The organism is Paraburkholderia hiiakae, from assembly GCF_904848665.1.
GTDB classification, from domain to species: domain Bacteria; phylum Pseudomonadota; class Gammaproteobacteria; order Burkholderiales; family Burkholderiaceae; genus Paraburkholderia; species Paraburkholderia hiiakae.
In genome coordinates this window covers 74803-95341 of the sequence record NZ_CAJHCQ010000026.1, presented here as the reverse complement: position 1 = coordinate 95341, position 20539 = coordinate 74803, and the positions used below count along the sequence as shown (strand labels likewise).

The following is a 20539-nucleotide window of genomic DNA, read 5'->3' as shown; positions in this document are numbered from 1 at the left end:
CGGCTCCGGCACAAATCGGAGCCGCCGGCAGGTCAAGTTCGGTTTTTGACGAGCGCGCGCGGGCTATGGGTTAGCACTTCCCGCTGGCGGTGAACATCTAGTCGATGCCGTTCGCCGCCTAGGTGCAACGCGCGGAGACCACCCACTGTGCGAAGGTGCGAACTGCGCTGGACCTCGCATGCTCCGCAAGATGTGCGACGTAGAAGCCGTAACCAGGCAATGCTAAGGGATGCACCTTCACGAGCGCGCCGCTCAGCAGTGCCCGCTCCAGCACGATGTCACTGCACAGTGCGATGCCCTGGCCAGCGAGTACAGCGTCGATCGCATGGAGTTCTTCGCGAAAGCTCAGATCACGCTTGTTCCGAAGAGACGTGAATGCCGATACCGGAACACCCGAAGCAGAAAACCAGCGCGCCCAGGAAGGCGCCTCGGGATCTCCGTTCGTCCACTCGTAGTGGATCAGAGGAAATCGAAGCAGGTCCATCGGCGCAATCGGGCATGGTTTTTCTGTTCCGAGGAGGCCGGGGCTAGCCACGGGGTAGAACGCATCTCGCGCGATCTCCTTGCATACCAGACCTCTCGGCGGCAAGTGCGCGTAGCGTATCGCCACGTCCGCTTCGCCGGCCTCCAGGTCAAGGACCGCATCGGTACCGATGATCTGCAGCGCAATGTCGCGGTGCGACGCGTGCCATAGCGACAGCCGCGGCACCAGCCAGCGACTCGCGAAAGCGTTCGGGCTCGTGATCCGCAGCGCAATCGTGCTGCCCATTTCGGCAACCGTGGAGAGGGCATCGGCGAATGAATCGAATCCCTTACGCAGGGCCGGATACAGAAGTTGTCCAGCATCGGTGAGTCGAATGGGCCGTGGCCGCCGCGCCAAGAGTTGCCTGCCACACGCTTCTTCCAGCGTGCGGATCTGGTGACTCAGGGCCGTCGGCGTCACGTTGAGTTCGTCCGCGGCGTCCTTGAAACTGCGATGCCGCGCAACCGCCTCGAACGCCTGCAGCGAACGCAGAGGGGGCAACTTTCGCATCTGTTCAGTCTAGATGAAGTTTTCTCATCTGAAAGCTGAATTCTTTCATTTTGCTTTGACGACTGGGAAATGAAACCATCAAGCGATCGATCCTTGAATGTCGGCTTCAGCGCTAGCGGATGCGAAGGAGGCAAGATGACCACGCAAACAGAGGCGTCACACGTCTTGAAGGACGAAATCGGCGCTGTCTCGCGTCAGTTCGAGCAATTACATGACACGCTTCACGGCACGTTGATCATGCCCCGTGATCCGGAGTACGAAGAGGCGCGCCGGGTGTGGAACGGGACCGTCGACAAGCGGCCAGCAATGATCATCTACTGTGCCGACGCTGACGACGTGGTCGCAGCCGTGCGCTTTGCCCGCGCGATTGATGCGCGGGTTGCGGTGCGCAGCGGCGGTCACAACGTAGCGGGCGTTTCAGTCTGCGATGCCGGTATTGTCATCGACCTCTCCCGCATGAAACAGATCGACGTCGACGCTGAGCGGCGCGTTGTGCGTGCGGAGGCCGGCCTCAACCTCGGCGAATTCGATCGGGCCACCATGGCCCACGGCCTCGCGACGACAACGGGTGTGATCAGCGACACGGGCCTTGCCGGCCTGACGTTGGGCGGCGGCTTCGGCAAACTCGGCCGCAAACACGGGCTGACTTGCGACAACCTCGTCGCCGTCGAAATGGTCACTGCCGACGGGCAAAAACTGTTGGCGAGCGACAGCAAACATTCCGACCTGTTCTGGGCCGTCCGGGGCGGTGGAGGCAACTTCGGCATCGCGACAGCTTTTCACTTGCGGCTTCACCCGCTTGATCCTGAGTTGCTTGTCTGCTCGCTGCTGTACCCGTTCGAGCAAGCACGCGCGGCACTGTGCTTTTACGATCGGTTTGCGCGCAATGCGCCGGACGAGGTGAGCGCAGACGCTGCATTCGTCGCCAATCCTTCCGGCGAGCGATTCTTCAGCATATCGGCTTGCTATGCCGGCGCCCCCGAGTCCGGTCTACGGGTTCTCGAGCCACTGATGGAGTCAGGCGCTCCCGCCGACCGCCGTCTCGAGCGCGTGCCCTATCTCCAGATTCAATCGAACGGTGACAGCGTGTTTCCGCGAGGCCGGAGGTACTACTGGAAGGCGCAGTTCCTGAAAGCGATCGACGATGGCGCGATCGACGCCGTAATGAGCGCCTACGAACGCTCGCCTTCGCCGTCATCGCTGCTGGTCTTTCAGCATGTAGGGGGCGCTATTGCCCGCGTCAACGGGTCCGCGACCGCGTACCCGCATCGCGACGCCAACTTTGACTGCTTTCCCGTCGCCATCTGGGACGAGGCTGCGGAAGATGCCGTGAACGTCCAATGGGCGCGCAGCGTATGGGAAGCGTTAAGACCGTATTCATCTGGAGCCGTCTATGCAAACAACCTTGGCGATGAAGGCGACGAGCGCGTGAAGGAAGCCTATGGCGACAATTATTCGCGGCTGGCTTCCATCAAACGCCAGTACGATCCGGACAACTTCTTCCGCATGAATCAGAATATTGCTCCCGCGTGAGTCTATTCACCTGGCGCGCAATATCCGGCACACAGCGCTTCCGTGCTATCGCTCGCTCGCTCGAACAGGTGCAGTTTCCCAACGATCTAAGCCGGGTCCGCAGAGGCTTCGAGAGTTGCCATCAAGCATTGGCCACTATTGCCGCGTGAGCATGAGGTTCAGGTTCTGAACCGCGGCTCCGGATGCGCCTTTGCCAAGATTATCGAAGACCGCGGACAGCAGGACGTGCCCGTGTTCCACGTCATGAAATACGCTTAAGTGCATGTCGTTCGTATCGTTCAGCAATTGCGGATCCAGGTGTTTCAAGGCGCTCGATTCGTGCAGCGGCAAGACGCGTACGTGAGTGACTTCGGCATAGTGACGTGCGAGGCATGCGTGTAACGCGGCGCCATCCACGCCGGGTGCCAGAAGCCGCAACGCCAGCGGCACCGTCAGCACGATGCCCTGGCGGAACGCTCCGTACGCAGGGACGAAAATGGGACGCTGCGCAAGCCGGGCGTGCTGCTGGATCTCCGGCGTGTGCTTGTGCGCGAGTTCCAGGCCATAGACCTGGTATGAAGGCGCGTTGACAGCTCCCGGCCCCTCATGTTCTTCCACACCGGCACGCCCGCGTCCGGAGTAGCCGGATACCGCATGAATGCTGATCGGGTAATTGCCCGGTATGAGCCCGGCCTGCACCAACGGACGCAGCAGGCCAACTGCACCCGTCGGATAGCAACCAGGATTGGTGACCCGACGTGCGTTCGCAATTTGCTCAGCCTGCCCCGGCGTCATTTCCGGAAAACCGTAAGTCCAGTCCGGGTGCGTGCGGTGGGCGGAGCTTGCGTCGATAACCCGGACGGCAGGATTGACAATGGCGCCCACCGCCTCGCGCGCGGCGGCATCCGGCAAACAGAGGATGGCGATGTCGCAGGCGTTGATGGCCTCCGCGCGACGGCGCGAATCTTTGCGCTCCGCAGCGGCAAGTGTGAACAGTCTGATGTCGGTCCGGTTGCGCAGCCGGTCGTGGATCTGCAGCCCGGTGGTGCCTTGGTCGCCGTCGATGAAAATTACGGGAGAGCTCATACGTGGATGACTCCGCTGACTGTGGGTTGTAACAGGTAAAACGAGCCCCTATGTTGCGCGGACGGCTAGAATAGGGAAAGTTGAATTTCATAACGTAAACATTCAGTTTTTCTGAATCTGGACGCCGTCATGCGAGAGATCAGCCTGGACCGCTTGCGCACTCTGGTCGCCGTGACCGACCGTGGTTCATTTGCCGATGCGGCGCGTGCATTGCACCTGGCGCCGCCAACGGTCAGCCTCCACATCGCCGAACTCGAAGACCGCGTTGGGGCTCCCCTCCTGTTACGCAAGCGCGGACATGTGGGGCCGACGTCTATCGGCGAGTTGCTGGTGGAGCGCGCGCGCCGACTGCTGACCGACGCGGAGCAGGCGTTAGACGATATTCAACGCCAGGTAGAGGGGCTCGAAGGGCGTGCGCGTCTCGGCGCGTCCACGGGCGTGATCGCGCACCTGCTGCCGCAAGCGCTCGAGGTCTTGCGCAAACACCATCCCGCCATCGACATTCAGATTGCCGTGCTGACTTCGCAAGAAACCCTGTCCCGGCTGGTGGATGGAACGCTGGATGTCGGGCTGGTCGCGCTGCCTCAGCCCCCGGTGGCTGGGCTCGTGATAAAGCCTTGGCGTCGCGACCCTGTGATGGCCTTTGTGCCGGCGCATTGGCGGTGTCCGGCCCGCGTTACCCCTGAATGGCTCGCCGCCCAACCTCTCATTCTCAATGACACGACCACGCGTCTCTCGCGTCTGACTGCGGAGTGGTTCGCGACCGGAGGGCATCATCCTGCGCCGCGCATTCAGCTCAACTACAACGACGCGATCAAGAGTCTGGTAGCGGCGGGTTACGGCGCAGCGCTGTTGCCCCATGAGGCCACTACGCCTTTACCCGACAGCCGCATTGTCATGCGTCCTCTGCGGCCAGCGTTGTGGCGACGGCTCGGTATTGCACATCGTGCGGGGCACGTTGAGCGCTCCACGCAGCACGTACTTGATGTGTTGTGGGATTTGCGATTGGCGTAAGAGACGCCATGTGCCGCTTAGATTCCTTTTCCCTGAAACCGGCCGTTCGACACATACAGGAAAATCGTCGACGATCCAGTCCGTCAAACGCTGCTTCGCCCCCTGTATTTCGTCTGAACTGCGCGCCGTTCTGGCCGCCGTCTATTTGGTGGGGCTCGAGGTTCGAAGTGGGAAAATAAGCATGGCGGCAGCCAGCCCAAGTGATCCGCCAAGAAGCGTCTCCCACGCTCGGGCGGTAAGCAGGGAGATTGAGTGCACACCACTTGCTGCGAGCGTGACGATCAGCGTGAAGGCGAACGCCCCGCAGGCAATGTCGTAGCGCTCCGGCAACGCCATCGCATAGATGACCATCGCGAGCGCGGCTGCAGCCCATATGAGCAATGGCGCGTGCTCAGCAACCGGCAAACACGCAAGGCCGATTGGAACGCCAATCAACGTACCGAGAATCCGTCGACGCACACGCTGAATCGTGCCGGTTGCCGATCCGGCGACGACGTACGTGCACGCGGTGATCGCCCAGGCAGACTCCTCGAGACCAATCAGTCCGTTCAGGAGACAGATGAGCAACGCTCCAATGGCCGCCTGCAATCCCATGAAGAACTCCGGCGAACGCCTCCCGGGTAACGGCTCCGGCCCGGCGGCGAGCACCGCGGCGATGGCGGGCCGTTCTGCGGGACCGCTCAGCATGCGCGGCACGACCGACGCCAACACGGCGATCAGCGCGGCAATCCCGATCGCCCATAGATCCTCCGTCGTTAAATGGGCGCCGTAGGCGAGCAGTTCTCCGATATAGATTTGCGATCCGATGCCCGCACCGAGGACACCGAATCGTTTCAGATATCCAACCAGAAACGCGCCCGTCACGAGGACCAGTTCGGGCCCTGCCCGACCTGCAAGCTGCAGCGGCCTGGATAGGACCACGAACAGACCCGCACCGAACGCCGCGGCAAGGCTCAGCAGTACGAGATCCCGGCTTGATTCGGCTCGCGTCGTTTTGCCCTCGGAGACGCTCGCCCAGAGAGCGAAGCTTCCCGCGAGATACCCAAGCGAGACGCTGCTGGGCACGGTCCTCGCGATGTCCTGCAACGTCCCAAGCGCAGCCGCGATCCCGTACGCCGTCACAAGCCGCAGCCCTTTGATCCGGCGATGCGTACCAGGATCGACCTGGTCCAGCCAACGGCCAAGTGCGGCGACGGGTTGCAGCACACACTGGAGAGATTTTTTGGCGTGGTCAGGCCAGCGTCGCGAGCCGTCATTCATAGGAGTGTCCGTGATCTCTTCCTGCACCGATGCGCTGGTGCCTCTCAAAGCTGGAGACGCTGGCCGGTACATTGCCGCCTGCGAAGCAGGACGCCGAGTCGAAGAAGACATACCACACGTCTCCATACCAGCGGCTGTTGCCGCGCCGCACCAGAAACGACTGAAGCAGCGCATTACCCGCGAGGGTACACGCCTCGGCGACCGCGCAGCGCGAACGCTAGTGGCCATCATCCCGCGTGTGAAAGTGGGCGACAGCAGCGGCCCACGCATTGTGGACATTCACATGTCGCCGTTCATACGGCAGCTTCATGTCGCTCTTCAGCCATCCACATCCGCGCTACCACGCATGTCAGTTCTCACTGCGCTCGGTTGCGTACTCGCGAGCCGTTACTGCCGCTCGTGCTGTTCGGGACTCAACGGCGGCCGGTTGGAGCGGTCCGGTCATCCAGCGCGGGTTCCCGGAGGGAGCAGATTCACACAGAGCGAGTGCCGGACGACGATCTTTCCCGATCAGAAAATGCCGACTGGAACCGCACCGGGAAACAGCGAGAGCCGGAGTCCGATGAGCGCATGTAGCGCACCTTTGCGCAGCTTGTAGCCAGGCGCATCCGGCGTGGCCGCGAAATCGGCCATGATTAGCGCGATTGCGGCATCGACGTCGGCTGCAAGTCTCGGCGGCACGCTCTGCCGCTCGCCCGATTCGAGGCATCGTTCGTAGTACGATCGCACGTCGTCGAGCAAGAGGTTCAACGCGACCGGCAGCGCTCCGGAAAACTTGCGCGATAGTCTGCGCAGGTCCAGCGTATTGAGCGCAATACGCATGTCGCGCACGCTCTCAGTTGCTGGATGCCTGTCGTCCTCGCTCGGCGCCACGCGCGGAATGAGTTGCATGAGCCTGTCGAGCATGCGCGCATTCAGATCCCGCTGCTGGTCGAGCGATAGTGCGGACCCGCTTAAAACGACATCCCTCCAGCTGGACCGGGTCAGTCGCGCGGTCGCCGCATCCGTTCCGAACGGACGGATCGCCCCCGTCATCACCGAAGCGAACATTACGCCGGCCAGCCCCGCAAGATTACCGTTCAGGAAGGTCAGGATGTTGGCTTCATAGACGCTCCCGATGCCGAGAAATGTCGCAGTCGTCAACGCCACGAGTGTCGATATCAACGACCATTTCGGCCGTGGCATCAACAGCCCGAGGGGAATAAACAGAAACGAGAACAATATGACGAGCAAGCCGAACTCCTGGCCACTCGGCAACACGACAAACAGATAGAACGCTGAAATGACGACGCCCATCGTCGCGCACTTCAGGAAAGTGAGCATCATCGGCACCGGTTCGTCGAGCGCGGCGAAAAAACAGACGCCGACGGCGCCAAGCGACACCGCCGCCGCGCCGTCCTGCCAACCCGAAGCGATCCACAGGCACGACGAAACGAAAATGACGAGCACGACCGAGCCAGCGGAGAACAAGGCAAGACCCTGGTCGAGAAAAACGTGCCGCGTGCCGAATCGCCAATGGCGAAACCGCGGCTTCCAACTGCCTCGTTCGTGAGCGACGATACGGCGCAAAGTCCTGCAATCAACCCACAGATCCACTACCTGTCGCAAGCGCCAGAGCGCGCTGGATAACAGTGCCGCCTGCCATGTCGTCAATTCGTTGTGGGCCGGATCCAGTTGCGCAATACGCGTGCGCAATAGCAGCGCATCCTGCTCGGGGTCCTCGCTGAGTGGCATGTCGATCCAGCGCCCGATATCGCTTAGCAGTGCGTCGAATCCGGCGGGAATCGTCAGGCCGGATCTCTGCGTGACCGAGGGTACCGCCGCGAGTATGTCCGCGAGTGCCGATGTAATGGGCACCATCAGCTGCATCCGGCCATGCAGTTTCTCGCTGCGAGCGAGAATCGCAGGGCTGACGTGATCGTAGGCCAACTGGCTCAACAGGAATTCGAAGCCGCGGACACTCATCGCCATCTTCTGGCGGCTACCCGAAACAAGCGCTCCCGCGACTCGCCCCGCCATCGACTCTTTCGCGTAAAGAGCGGCTTCGCGGAACCACGAGTCGGTTCGCTCAAACAGCGTGGGTGCGAGGCGGCTCGGAAAAAGAACGCTGCCGACGATGCTTGCGCAGACGATGCCAAGCGTGATTTCTTCGGTTCGCGCCACTGCCACATCGAATATGCTAAGTGGGTCCGACAATGCCGGTAGCGCAATGATGGACAGTGAATAGCTGGCGAGCAGAAAAACATAACTGCGTGCGGCTCGCGTCGAGATCGCAATGTACACAAACACGCCGGTCCATAACGCTATCAACGCACTCAACAGATAAGGCGTCTCCGCGAAAGGTGGCACGAGGGCAACGGAGGCGACTGCGCCGAGCATCGTGCCGAGCGCGCGATATAGCGCCTTCGACCGTGTTGCGCCGACAAACGGGTTCGACACGATATAGACCGACGCCAACGCCCAGTAAGGCCTCGGAAGGTCGAAGTAGAACGCGATGTAAAGCGCGAGCATCCCTGCGAAGAAGGTCTTTAGCGAAAAAATCCAGTCGCGCAGCGAAGGGAAATTCATCTGAACAATCGCGTGGGAGAACCGTCTCTCGTTTGGCAGAGCGGCCGAGCTCGCAGTGAAACGATCAACGACGTGCTGTATTTCGCCGAAATCTGTCTGCTCGATCATACATGACTGTGTGCGCGTAGAGGCCGTAACGCGGCAGACGAGGGAGGAAGCAAAGGTGCTAGCCCTCACCTGGCTGGGGGCACGAAGGTGTCAAGGCACAGGCGACTGTTTGACTCTGAGGGCGGTCAGCTTACGTCGACAAGACGGATCGATGCGATCGCGAGATGTTCCTGCTGAAGCGTCAACTCGCCCGCACTGACGACGGGATGGTGCTGATGAAAGCGCGTGAGGCGCGAGATGTCAGTGAAGCATCGTGACGGGGGTTGAAGTCAGTCGCCATAGCCTGGCGAGGACTGTCCATCTGTGAAAAAAGCCGAGGTGGCTTGCGTCAAGCACCACGATATCCGCATGCCCAGTCGCCGCGTACTGCGCGATTGTGCGCTCCGCCGGTCCAAACACGCGTTTCCATGTGTACGGGACTCCGGCGTTATCGAGAATCGCCCGGGTCTGCATGAGTGCATCGAGCGCAGCCTGCTTCTCCCGCCTGCGCAGTGTCGCTGGTGAATGAAATGCTACGGCACGACCCTGCGTCACATCGTCGAGCACTTCGATGATTTCAACCTCGGATACGCATCGTTCGGCATACAGGAATGCTCCGTGACGCGCCGCTTCGGTTGCCCCTCTGGCACCGAGCACGGGGATTAGCAATTTCAGCACACCCAACCTCCAGTCCACAACGGATGACCTCGCGGCGGTTCTTGCACGCCGTGGTGACTCATGCCGCAAAGCGGACAAAACGCGAACTCGGCAATGCAATCTGATGCGTCCACGCGGCCAGCGTCCGGGCCACGACGGGAGCCTTGCTGAGAATCGCACTATCGTAGACCTTCCCTGGAAATCGCATCGTCTCGACAATGCGAAAACCCTGCGAACGATAGAAGGCAACGAGATGTGCAGCAGGATAAGGCGTGTCGAGTGCAAGCTCGGCATAGCCGCGTGTCGCCGCCCAGTGCTCGGCGAATGCCAATAACGACTTGCCGATGCCACGGTTTTGCCAGGAAGGATCGATCGCCAGTTGACGAACCGAAGCGATATCGCGGTGGTGATAGTGGTCGCAGGGCGACTCGGTATCGCGCGAATACAGTGTCATCGTACCGATCAGCTTTCCACTGCCCACGACGACAAAACAGTCGCCGGCTTGCGCACGGCGTTGCGTGACAGCGGTATCCTGATCCACACAAGTACAGTTCAGACCCATCATCCCGAGACGCGCGAAAGCGCGATGCAGCAGCACCGTCAGGTCCGCGTATGAGTCGAGCAACGGGTCAAAGCGTCTGAGCACGACACTGGCCACATGGCGTCCAGCTTTCCCGCGCTCCGTATGCTCGACATTGGACAGATAGCGCCTCGACATGACCACTCCCTTGCATCGTCGTTTATTCAAGTCTAGGGACGGGCCCAACGCGCAGCAAGACAAAAAGTCGTAAAGAATTGGGTGAAGCGGTACGGCCCGGAGCGGGGAGACCGGCGTCGAAACGCGGTCACACCGTGCCTGCCGCAGTGTCGTCACTGTTGATGAGCGCACGTGGCTACCTGACTCCTATCAGTCGGTAACCGATCCCCGTCTCCGTCACGATATATTCGGGCTGAGCGGGATCGCGCTCCAGCTTGTGACGCAGATGCCCCATATAGGTCCTCAGATATTGTGGACTTTCCGCGTGCGCAGGTCCCCAGACCTCCTGCAGAAGCTGGCGATGTGTGAGCACACAGCCAGCATGACGGACGAGTGCGACCAGCAGGCGATACTCGATTGGCGTGAGATGCACAACACCGTCATTGACGTGTACCCGCCTCGCCGCCAGATCGACCGTAATCGCGCCGAAGGACACGCTTGTCGAGTCCGCGGCAATAGATCGATTCTGCCTGCGCAGCAAAGCCCGGATTCGCGCCAGCAACTCACCCATGCCGAACGGCTTGGTCAGGTAATCATCGGCTCCCGCATCGAGTGCCGCGATCTTGTCGTCCTCGCGAGTTCGGCCCGAGAGCACGAGGATCGGGATAGTGGACCAGCCCCGCAACTGGCGGATCACGTCCAGACCATCCATATCCGGCAAACCGAGATCAACGATCATCAGATCGGGTCTCGCGGTTGCCGCCGCCGCGAGACCCTGCTCCCCCGTCTCTGTTTCGACGACACGCATCGCCCCGCTCTCCAGCGAAGCTCGCACGTACCTGCGCACGTGCCTGTCATCTTCAATCAGGACAATGCGTCCCGTTGGGTCAGTCATGGCACCAGGGACAAGGTCAGCGCGTTGATACGAAGCTCGCCGCATTCACCAGGATGCGGCCCGGAAGTGCCTTGCGCAACGAACATGCGTTCCTCGGATTCAGTGGCCGGCAATCACCGCACGGTGCTGCGCAACCGGATCGGGCGGCCCGAGCCTTCGCATATCCCGCCGCCCCTATGCAGACATCCGACTGCACCGATCATGCTGGCATCCCATACCTGCGCCGCAGTTCGAGATTGACCCGCAGGACATTCACGAAGGGCTCGCCGACCAGTCCGCCAAGCGGCGCATGCGCCATGTCGTGAAGCATCGCGCCTATCTCGGCACGAACCTGCGCAGGATCGCGCTTCGTATCCTTCGCCCACGCTCCCGCCACGCGGTCGAGCTGAAACATCGCGTTCGCCAATGTGATGTCCGGATCGAGACCCGAAGCCGAAGTCGTCACGAGGTCGCCGGGAACGTTTTGCAGCGCGACGTCCGGATGGTCCTGACGCCACATGTCGAAAAAGATCGACTGGATGTCGCTTCCTGTGCTGACGGGTTCGATTGTGCTCACGTCCTTTCCGTTGGCGTCCTTGTGCGTGACGGCCGAAGGGAACCTGCCCGGATTGGCCGCCGAAAACGACGTGAAGAATGGCACCGCAAGATCCGCGGCCTTCGGCTGCGGCGTTCCGGGGTTCGCGGCTATCCACTGCTTCACGTCGGCTGGATGCTGCTTCGACCAGGCGTCGACATACGCGGCATGCGACGGATCGGCGTTGACCCAGGCCTGCGCGAGGCTGTTATGCGCATTGGCCCATTGCGCCACGATATGGGGCTGGCCGCCGAAGCGGTTGGCCTGGAACCATGCTTCAACGTCGGGCGCGACGAGCTGGCCCGACTTCGGGCCACCTGCATACGTTGCGATCGGCCCGATTGCCCGCGCCACGCGGTCGCGCAGCACATAGTTTGCGGCGCCGAGCCCTGAGGACCCCGAAGAACTGGCATCGTACGAAACAGCGGAGGGCCGCGGCTGGAAGTACTCGTCCTTCGTGAATGGCTGCGCGATCAGCAGCGAGCCGACGGCCTTGCCGTCCGGGCCCTTTACCACGCTGCCGTTTGCCTGGAACGGGAACGCAGTCTGGCCAATGACCCACAGAATGCCCGGATAGATGCCGCACACGATGACGACAGCCAGGCCCAGCAGCCAGAGGCTTTTGGAGATGTTGCGTAGCATGACTTTCCCCTTTCCCGCGCAGGTCAGGACACGAGCCCCAGCGCGGTCATCACGACGTCGATCAGCTTGATGCCCGCGAACGGCACGATTACGCCACCTAACCCCCAGATCAGCAGATTGCGGCGCAGCAGCGCATCCGCGCCCAGCGCGCGATAACGCACACCCTTCAGCGCCACCGGAATCAGGAGCGGAATGATCAACGCGTTGAAGATCACGGCCGAAAGGATCGCGGAAGTCGGCGAATGCAGATGCATCACGTCCATCGCACCGAGCCACGGCAGCGTGCCGGCGAACAGCGCGGGCACAATGGCGAAGTACTTGGCGACGTCGTTCGCAATCGAGAACGTTGTAAGCGCGCCGCGCGTCATCAGCAGCTGCTTGCCGATCTCCACGACCTCGATCAGCTTGGTCGGGTCGCTGTCGAGGTCGACCATGTTGCCCGCTTCCTTCGCGGCTTGCGTGCCCGAGTTCATCGCCAGCCCCACGTCGGCCTGCGCGAGCGCGGGTGCGTCGTTGGTGCCGTCGCCCATCATCGCCACCAGCTTGCCCTCGCCCTGCTCGGCGCGCAGATACGCGAGCTTCGCTTCCGGCGTTGCTTGCGCGATGAAATGATCGACGCCCGCGAGCCGCGCAATGGTCGCCGCGGTCAGCGCGTTGTCGCCGGTCACCATCACCGTGTAGAGCCCCATCGCGCGCAGCCGCTGGATACGGTCGCGAATACCGGGCTTCAGGATGTCTTCCAGCAGCACGACGCCTGCGATCTCGTTGCCGTTGGCGACGGCGATCGGCGTCGCGCCCTGTGCGCCCGCGTGCTCGAGGATCGCGTCGAGCCCAAATGGCACCTCGCCGCCGTGCTCGCGCACCCATGCGATCACGGCGTCGGGTGCGCCCTTGCGGATCGAGTGGCCATCGGCAAGATCCACGCCGCTCATGCGCGTTTGCGCCGAGAACGTAATGACGCGCGTGCTTTCTGCTGCGGCACTCTGTCCCGTGCCGTGTCCAGCGCTGTGCCCGGCATACGGCGCGAGCGGCGAGCCGCCGACGGCCGCGATGCTCTTGCCTTCGGGCGTCAGATCGCCGAACGACGCCAGCGCGGCGAGGCGCTTCAGTTCACCTTCGTCAGCAGTGCCAACCGGCATGAACGCTGTGGCGCGGCGATTGCCCATGGTGATCGTACCGGTCTTGTCGAGCACGACGGTATCGATGTCGCCCGCCACTTCCACGGCCTTGCCGCTCTTCGCGATGATGTTCGCGCGCAGCGCGCGGTCCATACCCGCAATGCCGATAGCCGCGAGCAACGCACCGATCGTGGTCGGGATCAGACACACGAGCAACGCCACGAGCGTCGGCACATCGGTGCCGAGGCTATGCAGCGGTTCGCTCAGGCCGAGGAAGCTCGTCATGTACTGCTCGGCGTTATACGCCATCGGCCAGAGCGGCACGACCACGATCAGGAAGATCAGCGTGAACGCCGAGAGCACGAGCGTGAGCGCGATTTCATTTGGCGTGCGCTGGCGCACCGCGCCTTCCACGAGCGCGATCATGCGGTCGAGAAACGTCTCACCGGGGTCGGCCGAGATGCGCACGGTGATCTCATCGGAGAGCACCGTTGTGCCGCCGGTCACACCGGAGCGGTCGCCGCCCGCGTCGCGGATCACCGGCGCGGACTCGCCGGTGATGGCCGATTCGTCGACGGAGGCCGTGCCTTCGATCACTTCACCGTCGCCCGGAATCACATCGCCGGCGCGCGCGATCACGACGTCGCCGCGACGCAACTGCATCGACGCCACGGTTTCGACCGTGCCATCGGCGCGTAGCCGGAACGCGGACGTATCACGCCTCGCGCGCCGCAAAGTATCGGCCTGCGCCTTGCCCCGCTCTTCCGCAATGGCGGTCGCGAAGTTCGCGAACACCACGGTCAGGAACAGCCAGACATCGAGCGCAATGAAATAGGTAAGCGGCGCCGCGCTATGAGCGATGCCGAAGGCGATCTCCAGAATGAACACAAAGGTCAGTACGGCGCCGATTTCGACGACGAACATCACCGGGTTCTTCCACTGGATATCCGGTCGCAACGCGATGAATGCCTGCCTCAGTGCGAGGCGCACCAACTCACGATCGAACAGTTGATCGCGACGCTTGTGCGGAGGCTGCGGGCCGCGCGTCACTGGCCGCATTGCATCTGGAACAGTAGGGGTCGAGTTCATGATTTCCAGTCCTCGATATTCTGATACATCGCTTCGATTGCTATTTGGCTTCGCTATCCGCCGAACGGTATTGGCCCGAGATGATTGGCGAGCGGGCCGAGCGCGGCCACCGGCAGAAACAGCAGCGCACCGACAATCACGATGGTCCCGAGCAACAGGAAGCCAAACGTGGCGGTGTTGTCGCGCATCGTGCCGAGCGTGACGGGCGCCGTCTTCTTGCGGCCGAGGAACGCCGCCATCGCAATAGGCGCCACGATCGGCAGGTAGCGCGAGAACAGCATCACGAGGCCGGTTGCCGTGTCCCACTGGACGGCGGTTGGCGCGGGATTCGGATTCGCGTTCAGGCCATACGTGGTCGCAAGACCGTCCATTGCGGAGCCGTTATTCGCCGACGCAGAGGAAAACTGATAGACGATCTCGCTGAATCCGTGCGCGCCCGGATTCGCCTCGGCCTTCGTGCCCCAGTCGGTGGCAGAGAAGAGACCTGTGGGCCCCAGAATCAGGATCGGGTGCACGAGGAGCGCGATCATCGCGAGCTTCATTTCGCGAGCGCCCACCTTGCGGCCCAGATACTCGGGCGTGCGCCCGACCATCTGGCCTGCGAGAAACACACCCACAATGAGGAACAGCAACAGGTTGATCATGCCGACGCCCTTGCCGCCGAACACGCAATTCAGCCACATGCCGATGAGCGGCGAGAGACCCGCGATCGGGTTCAGGCTGTCATGCTCGGCGTTGACCGCACCGCACGTGACATCCGTCGTGATCGCGGCGAAGGTCGCGCCCGCCGAAGTGCCGAAGCGCAGTTCCTTGCCTTCGAGGTTGCCGAGATGCTGATCGACGGGCAACGCCGCAACGGGCGGAATCGTCACACGATGCTGCGTGCCGGCAAGCGCGTACGTGCGCGCCACGGGGTGCGCGGTGAACGCGGGATTGGGCTGCATGGTGTCCCAATACACGGCCCAGGCAATCAATCCGATCATCATCGTGAGCATCACGCTGTAGATCACGACCGCATGACGCATGCGCCCGAGCATGCGCCCGTACATGAGCACCAGCGAGAACGGGAAGATCATCATGGCGAGCGTCGTGACGACATTCGAGAACGCCGTGGGGTTCTCGTACGGCTGGGCGCTGTTCATGCCGTAGAAGCCGCCGCCATTGGTGCCAAGCATCTTGATCGGAATGACAGCGGCAACCGGGCCGATGATCAGCGTCTGCTGTTTCGCGTGGCCGTGATCGTCCGTACCCATTGCTGCCGGTTCGAGCGTCGAGACCTGCACGTCGCTCGCATAGGTCATCGGCATGCCTTCGTGAATGAAGATCACGCCCACCACGAGCGCGACCGGTACAAACATGTACACGACCACGCGCCACATATCGACGAAGAAATTGCCAAGCAGGTTCTGGCCGCGCAGCGCGCGGATGATGGCGCTCAGTGCGCACACGCCCACCGCCGCAGAAAGAAACATATTCGGCAGGATGAAGAAGATCTGGCTGAAGTTCGACAGATGCTGGTCGCCCGAATAGTGCTGCAGGTTCGTGTTGGTCATGAACGAGATGACCGTATTGAAGATCGTCGAGGGCGCTAGCATGCCCCGCCCTAGTGGATTGAGCGGCATGAGGGGCTGTAGCGAGAGCACGACGAAACCGAACACGAACAGCGCGACATTGAAGATGAGCAGCGCCATGGTGTACTGCTTCCAGTCCTGCTCGCCGCTACTCAGACGCGACTCGAACCAGCGCAGCCAGCGCGGCGCGTGGAAATGGCCTTCCATGATCCACGCCATGTAGCGGCTGAGCGGAATCGAGATCGCGATTGCAAGGACGAGTATCAGTATCGGCAGGGTCCACATGGTCCGCCCTCCTCATGCCACGTGGGCGTGAGACTGAAGGTGAATGCACGAGTGCTCGCAAGGAAGCGTGCTTCGTGAGCTTTTTGGGCCTGAGGCCCTCAGAACCACTCGGGGCGTATCAGCGCGACGAACAGGTACACGAACGTCGCAGCCGATATCGCGGCGGCAAGCCAGGCCATGGCGGTCTCCTCAAATGCGCTCGCAGGCGTCGACGAACAGCACGCACAGCACGAGACTGCCAAGTCCGAGCGCAAACAGGAGCGGCAGCCAGACGACCAGATTCATGATGTGACTCCCCTTCTCAGCGTCTTGCGGCAACGCGCTCTCCCTGCGCTTTGCAGCGCAGCGCTCACGCCTGGCCAGCAGGGTGCTTAAGGTATAGACCGGGGCGAATAAAGATTCCGTAAATCCGGAAAGGGATTGTGCATATGCGGGATATACGGCGCGGCACACGATACCGACTCCCGATCCCGGGATTCGCCGTGAAGTGGATTCACCAGATGGCGCGCTACGGACCAGTGCGTCGAAACGTTGACCAGATTTTTATGCGGGAGCCCGCGATCTTTTCATCGAATTGACGTTCCGCGACATGAAATGGAGGGTACGTATCGACGTTGCGAGGCGCGACGGCCGCGGGAGATGACATGATCGCCGGCAGTAGTTTTCAGATCGCCCTGTTTCTTGCCGTACTGATCGCGCTGGTGAAACCACTCGGCCTCTACATCGCGCGCGCGATCGAAGGCGATCCGCCACTCCTCGGCGCCGTAGCGCGCCCGTTCGAACGTTTGCTCTATCGCGTCGCGGGCATCGACCCAGGCGTCGAAATGAGCTGGTCGACCTACGCAACCGCGCTCATCCTCTTCAACGCCGCTGGCACGCTCTTCCTGTACGCGCTGCAACGCATGCAGGGCTGGCTACCGCTCAATCCGCAGGCGCTTCCCGCAGTCAGTCCGGACTCCGCATGGAACACCGCCGTGAGCTTCGTCACCAATACGAGCTGGCAGGGCTACGCTGGCGAAACGACGCTCAGCTACCTCACGCAGATGCTCGGCATCACGGTCCAAAGCTTTCTTTCGGCCGCAAGCGGCATGGCCGTGATGTTTGCGCTGATGCGCGCGCTGGCAAGACGCGACGCAAAGACGATCGGCAACGTTTGGGTCGATCTCACCCGCGCGACGCTGTATGTCCTGCTGCCGCTTTCCGTGCTGTTTGCCGCCGCGTTCATGAGCCAGGGCGTGATACAGAGCTTTGCCGCCAACGAAACCGTTCCGACACTGCAGATCAACACGTGGCAGCAGCCGAAACTCGACGCACAGGGCCAGGCAGTCCGCGATGCGGCCGGCAACGCCGTTCTGCAGACCATGACGTCGCGACGCCAGGATCTGCCAATGGGCCCGGTGGCGTCGCAGGAGTCTATCAAACTCCTGGGGGGCGACGGAGGCGGCTTCTTCAACGCGAACTCCGCGCATCCGTTCGAAAATCCGACTCCCCTGTCGAACTTCCTGCAGATGCTCGCGATCCTGCTCATTCCGGCGGCGCTCTGCTATACGTTTGGCGTGGCCGTTGGCGACCGTCGTCAGGGCTGGGCGCTGCTTGCAGCCATGGCCGTGATGTTCGTCGCTGCGGCGGCCTTTACGATCCATGCGGAACAGTCAGCCACGCCAGCGCTCACCCACGCCGCAGTCGCGCCGAACGAACGGGCGCTCGTGGGCGGCAACATGGAAGGGAAAGAGACGCGCTTTGGCGCGGTATCGTCGGCACTCTATGCCGTCGTTACGACGAGTGGCGGTGACGGCGCCGTCAATGCCATGCACGATTCGTTTTCGCCCATGGGCGGCCTCGTCCCGATGGTCCTGATGCAGACGGGTGAAGTCGTCTTTGGCGGCCCCGGCTCGGGGCTCTTCAGCATGGTGATCTACGCAATGCTCGCCGTGTTCGTTGCCGCGCTGATGATAGGCCGGGCGCCCGAGTATCTCGGCAAGAAGATCGATGCCTACGAGATGAAGATGGTCGCCATCGTGATCCTCGCCACACCCATGCTCGTGCTGTTGGGCACAGCGATTTCCGTGCTCGTGCCCTCAGGCATTGCGGGCATTGCGAATCCTGGCGCTCATGGCTTCAGCGAAATCCTTTATGCGTTTTCGTCGGCGGCGAACAATAACGGCAGCGCGTTCGCCGGGCTCTCCGCGAATACGCCGTTCTACAACTGGATGCTCGCCATCGTGATGTGGTTCGGCCGGTTCGCCGTCATCGTGCCTGTACTGGCAATTGCCGGGTCGCTCGCCCTGAAGCGCAAGCGCGCCGAGGGGCCGGGCACGCTGCCCACGCACGGTCCCCTGTTCATCGGCCTGCTGATCGGCACGGTTGTGCTGATTGCGTCCATCACGTATTTACCTGCGCTCGCGCTCGGCCCGATCGTGGAGCAACTCGGGTCCGTGTTGGGTCATTAGCCGTGTTGTCGTATATCTCCCGCTTAGACTTCACCCGGCTGGATTTACACGGTTTTCATTTGCGCTGTTCCATACCGAAGAAAACCCGTCAATTCCGGCGGGCATCGGGCGTTTTTCCGCATCTACGTGCCCTGTTGAGGCGTTGCGGTGAAACGTGTTACGCCGATTGAAATCAGGGAATAGCATGAGACACGGACTTGTCGACTTGAGAGCCTTCCTCCGGACGCACAAGATTGTCACCGTCGAATACCCAGAACCCATCCGTGTATGCGGACAACGCGATACTTAGTATTCCGATGGTACCGGACGCAGCGAGCACCCAGCGATTGCCCCGATCTTCGCGCTCACTCGCGCTCAGGTTGGCGGCACTGATGACACCGACGCCGGCCATCACAAGCGTGGCCATGGCGACCAAGGTTAGGGCACGATGGGAGAAAAACGCGGAAAAGCCCCCCGAGCCCAGGATGGCAAGGCCGAGGTAGGCGAGCGTCGATGCAATGGTGGTGAAAGCCAGTTTCGGAGTGCTAGCCAAGCCTATCGCGCCAGTATGAGGTAACGAATACAACCGAATCTGTGCCTCAAATGCACGATAAGCGATCTAGCGGCAATCAATATCTGAAAGTTGCCGCGGCTTGCGAATTGGGATCGCGGGAATGCACGTCAAAGGCCATCTTGATCATGCTCATGCGATCGGCCACGCGCCGCGGATAACCTCTGGCGCCGCCGCTATAGCGCAGCAGCGCGTCATGGACATCGCCATCGGAAGCCTCGATATAGTCGTGCAGTATCGACGAACCGATGCTCACGTTCGTACCCGTGTCGGTCAAATCCGCCGTGCGAAGGACGATGTCCTTGTGTTGGGAGGGCAGCACTTGCATGAGCCCCCTGGCACCCGTCACGCTCACTGCAAAGCGATTGAAATCGGACTCCACAGCGATGACCGCGAGCAGCAGGAATGGCGAGATCGTATCGCGCCTTGCGGCATTCAGCACCGCCTCGCCGATCTTCAAGGCCTCGTGCAGCCCGATATGGAAGCGCACATTCAGCATGGTTGCGATGTCTTCGGCCGTCGGGGTGCCCGCGGGCAGCGCTTCGGCGACGGCATCGGGCGGTGCGACGATCGACTCCTCGGCGCCGCAGGTCATCACGTTAAGAGAGCTGGCAGCCAGTAATGTCGCAAAAACAATAGCGCGAAAGCCGGGCGTACGGACGCCCGGCCGGTCACCGAAATTGTTGTTCATGTTCGTTTGCGTTGTGCCGGTGGAACAAGTGGAAACACTACACGTGCCGAACGAACAATTTTGGTAAAAGATCGTCCTCCTGCAGAAAAATTGCGTAAAGATGCGGGGGGCGCAGTCCAGGACTCACTCACTGCAAACAGGCCCGCGAAGCGAAACAAATCGACCTGCATCTTGACGAATAAGCGGCCGCTCGATTGGGTATGCTGCCAGTCGCATGATTGGTCAATGCGAGCGACTGTGCGTTGCGTCCAATTCCACCTGAGAAACTGCGTCGAGAGCTCATGGCGGTGCGGGTTCGATCAACAGCAACATCAAAACGAAGGATGGACGACTGACAGCGAGTAACGACCCAGGTTCATTCCCGCTATCTGGCGGGTCCGCTCTCCATTCCGATCGACGTTATTTTTTGAAGTTTGCTTCTCGTCGCTAGAATCCAAAGATCTGTACATCGTCTCTTCTTGAACTACTTGCGACCGTACGTCTTCATTCACAGCCAACGGTGTCGATTGAGCGAACGAAGACACAGCCGGGATCAACATAGATGCAGCGACAATGAGCTGAACAAGTTTCATAACGTTTCCCCCAGGGAGTGTTCCGCACGCACTCTTTTGCGGATTTGGTGAACACAGTGTAGAACGGCAACTGCTCAGAATTGAGCGCAATAAGAGCAACTCATTGTTGTCGTCTTGACGCAAGCGGAACCCGCACGCCCGGCCTGTTGCAGAGGGCAGGCATCTCTGCAAACCTGAACGGTTACTGC

General features: G+C 61.5%; 16 protein-coding genes. 3 read left to right on the top strand and 13 right to left on the bottom strand.

Annotation, left to right across the window (positions count from 1 at the left end; all coding sequences use genetic code 11):
- Positions 1-118: 118 nt before the first annotated feature.
- Positions 119-1033, bottom strand: coding sequence for a LysR substrate-binding domain-containing protein (locus JMY28_RS33890; RefSeq protein WP_201700247.1), 915 nt, complete (start codon positions 1031-1033; stop codon positions 119-121).
- A 135-nt stretch (positions 1034-1168) separates the two neighbouring features.
- Between JMY28_RS33890 and JMY28_RS33885 the strand changes: the two genes are divergently transcribed.
- Entirely contained in the window at positions 1169-2566 is a 1398-nt protein-coding gene (locus tag JMY28_RS33885; RefSeq protein WP_201700246.1) for an FAD-binding oxidoreductase, read from the top strand.
- Between the two features lie 135 nt (positions 2567-2701).
- Here the strand turns inward: JMY28_RS33885 and argC are convergent, their stop codons facing one another.
- Positions 2702-3631: an N-acetyl-gamma-glutamyl-phosphate reductase gene (gene argC / locus JMY28_RS33880; protein ID WP_201700245.1), complete on the bottom strand. Its 930-nt coding sequence runs from the start codon at positions 3629-3631 to the stop codon at positions 2702-2704.
- A 129-nt stretch (positions 3632-3760) separates the two neighbouring features.
- On the opposite strand from argC, the gene JMY28_RS33875 reads away from it, so the two are divergent.
- Positions 3761-4645, top strand: coding sequence for a LysR family transcriptional regulator (locus JMY28_RS33875; protein WP_201700244.1), 885 nt, complete (start codon positions 3761-3763; stop codon positions 4643-4645).
- 141 nt (positions 4646-4786) lie between these two features.
- Here the strand turns inward: JMY28_RS33875 and JMY28_RS33870 are convergent, their stop codons facing one another.
- From JMY28_RS33870 to kdpF, 9 genes are all read right to left on the bottom strand, one after another.
- Positions 4787-5905 (bottom strand): FUSC family protein, encoded by a 1119-nt coding sequence (locus JMY28_RS33870; RefSeq protein ID WP_201700243.1) that lies wholly within the window; start codon positions 5903-5905, stop codon positions 4787-4789.
- A 510-nt stretch (positions 5906-6415) separates the two neighbouring features.
- Positions 6416-8473: an FUSC family protein gene (locus JMY28_RS33865; protein WP_201700242.1), complete on the bottom strand. Its 2058-nt coding sequence runs from the start codon at positions 8471-8473 to the stop codon at positions 6416-6418.
- Positions 8474-8821: 348 nt separating this feature from the next.
- Positions 8822-9238, bottom strand: a complete 417-nt coding sequence (locus tag JMY28_RS33860; RefSeq protein WP_201700241.1) for a universal stress protein — start codon at positions 9236-9238, stop codon at positions 8822-8824.
- A gap of 58 nt (positions 9239-9296) precedes the next feature.
- Positions 9297-9935 (bottom strand): GNAT family N-acetyltransferase, encoded by a 639-nt coding sequence (locus JMY28_RS33855; RefSeq protein WP_201700240.1) that lies wholly within the window; start codon positions 9933-9935, stop codon positions 9297-9299.
- A gap of 175 nt (positions 9936-10110) precedes the next feature.
- A complete protein-coding gene (locus JMY28_RS33850) occupies positions 10111-10809 on the bottom strand; it encodes a response regulator (protein ID WP_201700239.1) in 699 nt (232 codons plus the stop codon).
- 199 nt (positions 10810-11008) lie between these two features.
- Positions 11009-12025: a potassium-transporting ATPase subunit C gene (locus JMY28_RS33845; protein ID WP_201700238.1), complete on the bottom strand. Its 1017-nt coding sequence runs from the start codon at positions 12023-12025 to the stop codon at positions 11009-11011.
- Between the two features lie 23 nt (positions 12026-12048).
- Positions 12049-14202, bottom strand: a complete 2154-nt coding sequence (gene kdpB, locus JMY28_RS33840; RefSeq protein WP_236597171.1) for a potassium-transporting ATPase subunit KdpB — start codon at positions 14200-14202, stop codon at positions 12049-12051.
- 83 nt (positions 14203-14285) lie between these two features.
- Positions 14286-16088, bottom strand: coding sequence for a potassium-transporting ATPase subunit KdpA (gene kdpA, locus JMY28_RS33835; protein ID WP_201700236.1), 1803 nt, complete (start codon positions 16086-16088; stop codon positions 14286-14288).
- A gap of 98 nt (positions 16089-16186) precedes the next feature.
- Positions 16187-16267 carry a K(+)-transporting ATPase subunit F gene (gene kdpF, locus JMY28_RS39580; protein WP_133181229.1) on the bottom strand — a complete coding sequence of 27 codons (81 nt, stop codon included), beginning with the start codon at positions 16265-16267 and terminating at the stop codon, positions 16187-16189.
- Positions 16268-16732: 465 nt separating this feature from the next.
- Here kdpF and kdpA (JMY28_RS33825) point away from each other — a divergent pair, with 465 nt between their 5' ends.
- Complete coding sequence (kdpA, locus tag JMY28_RS33825) at positions 16733-18538, top strand: potassium-transporting ATPase subunit KdpA (RefSeq protein WP_201700234.1); 1806 nt, start codon at positions 16733-16735, stop codon at positions 18536-18538.
- Between the two features lie 172 nt (positions 18539-18710).
- Here kdpA (JMY28_RS33825) and JMY28_RS33820 read toward each other — a convergent pair whose 3' ends face one another.
- Both JMY28_RS33820 and JMY28_RS33815 read right to left on the bottom strand, forming a co-directional pair.
- Entirely contained in the window at positions 18711-19070 is a 360-nt protein-coding gene (locus JMY28_RS33820) for a hypothetical protein (protein ID WP_201700233.1), read from the bottom strand.
- Positions 19071-19146: 76 nt separating this feature from the next.
- Entirely contained in the window at positions 19147-19779 is a 633-nt protein-coding gene (locus tag JMY28_RS33815) for a lytic transglycosylase domain-containing protein (protein ID WP_201700232.1), read from the bottom strand.
- Positions 19780-20539: the final 760 nt, after the last annotated feature.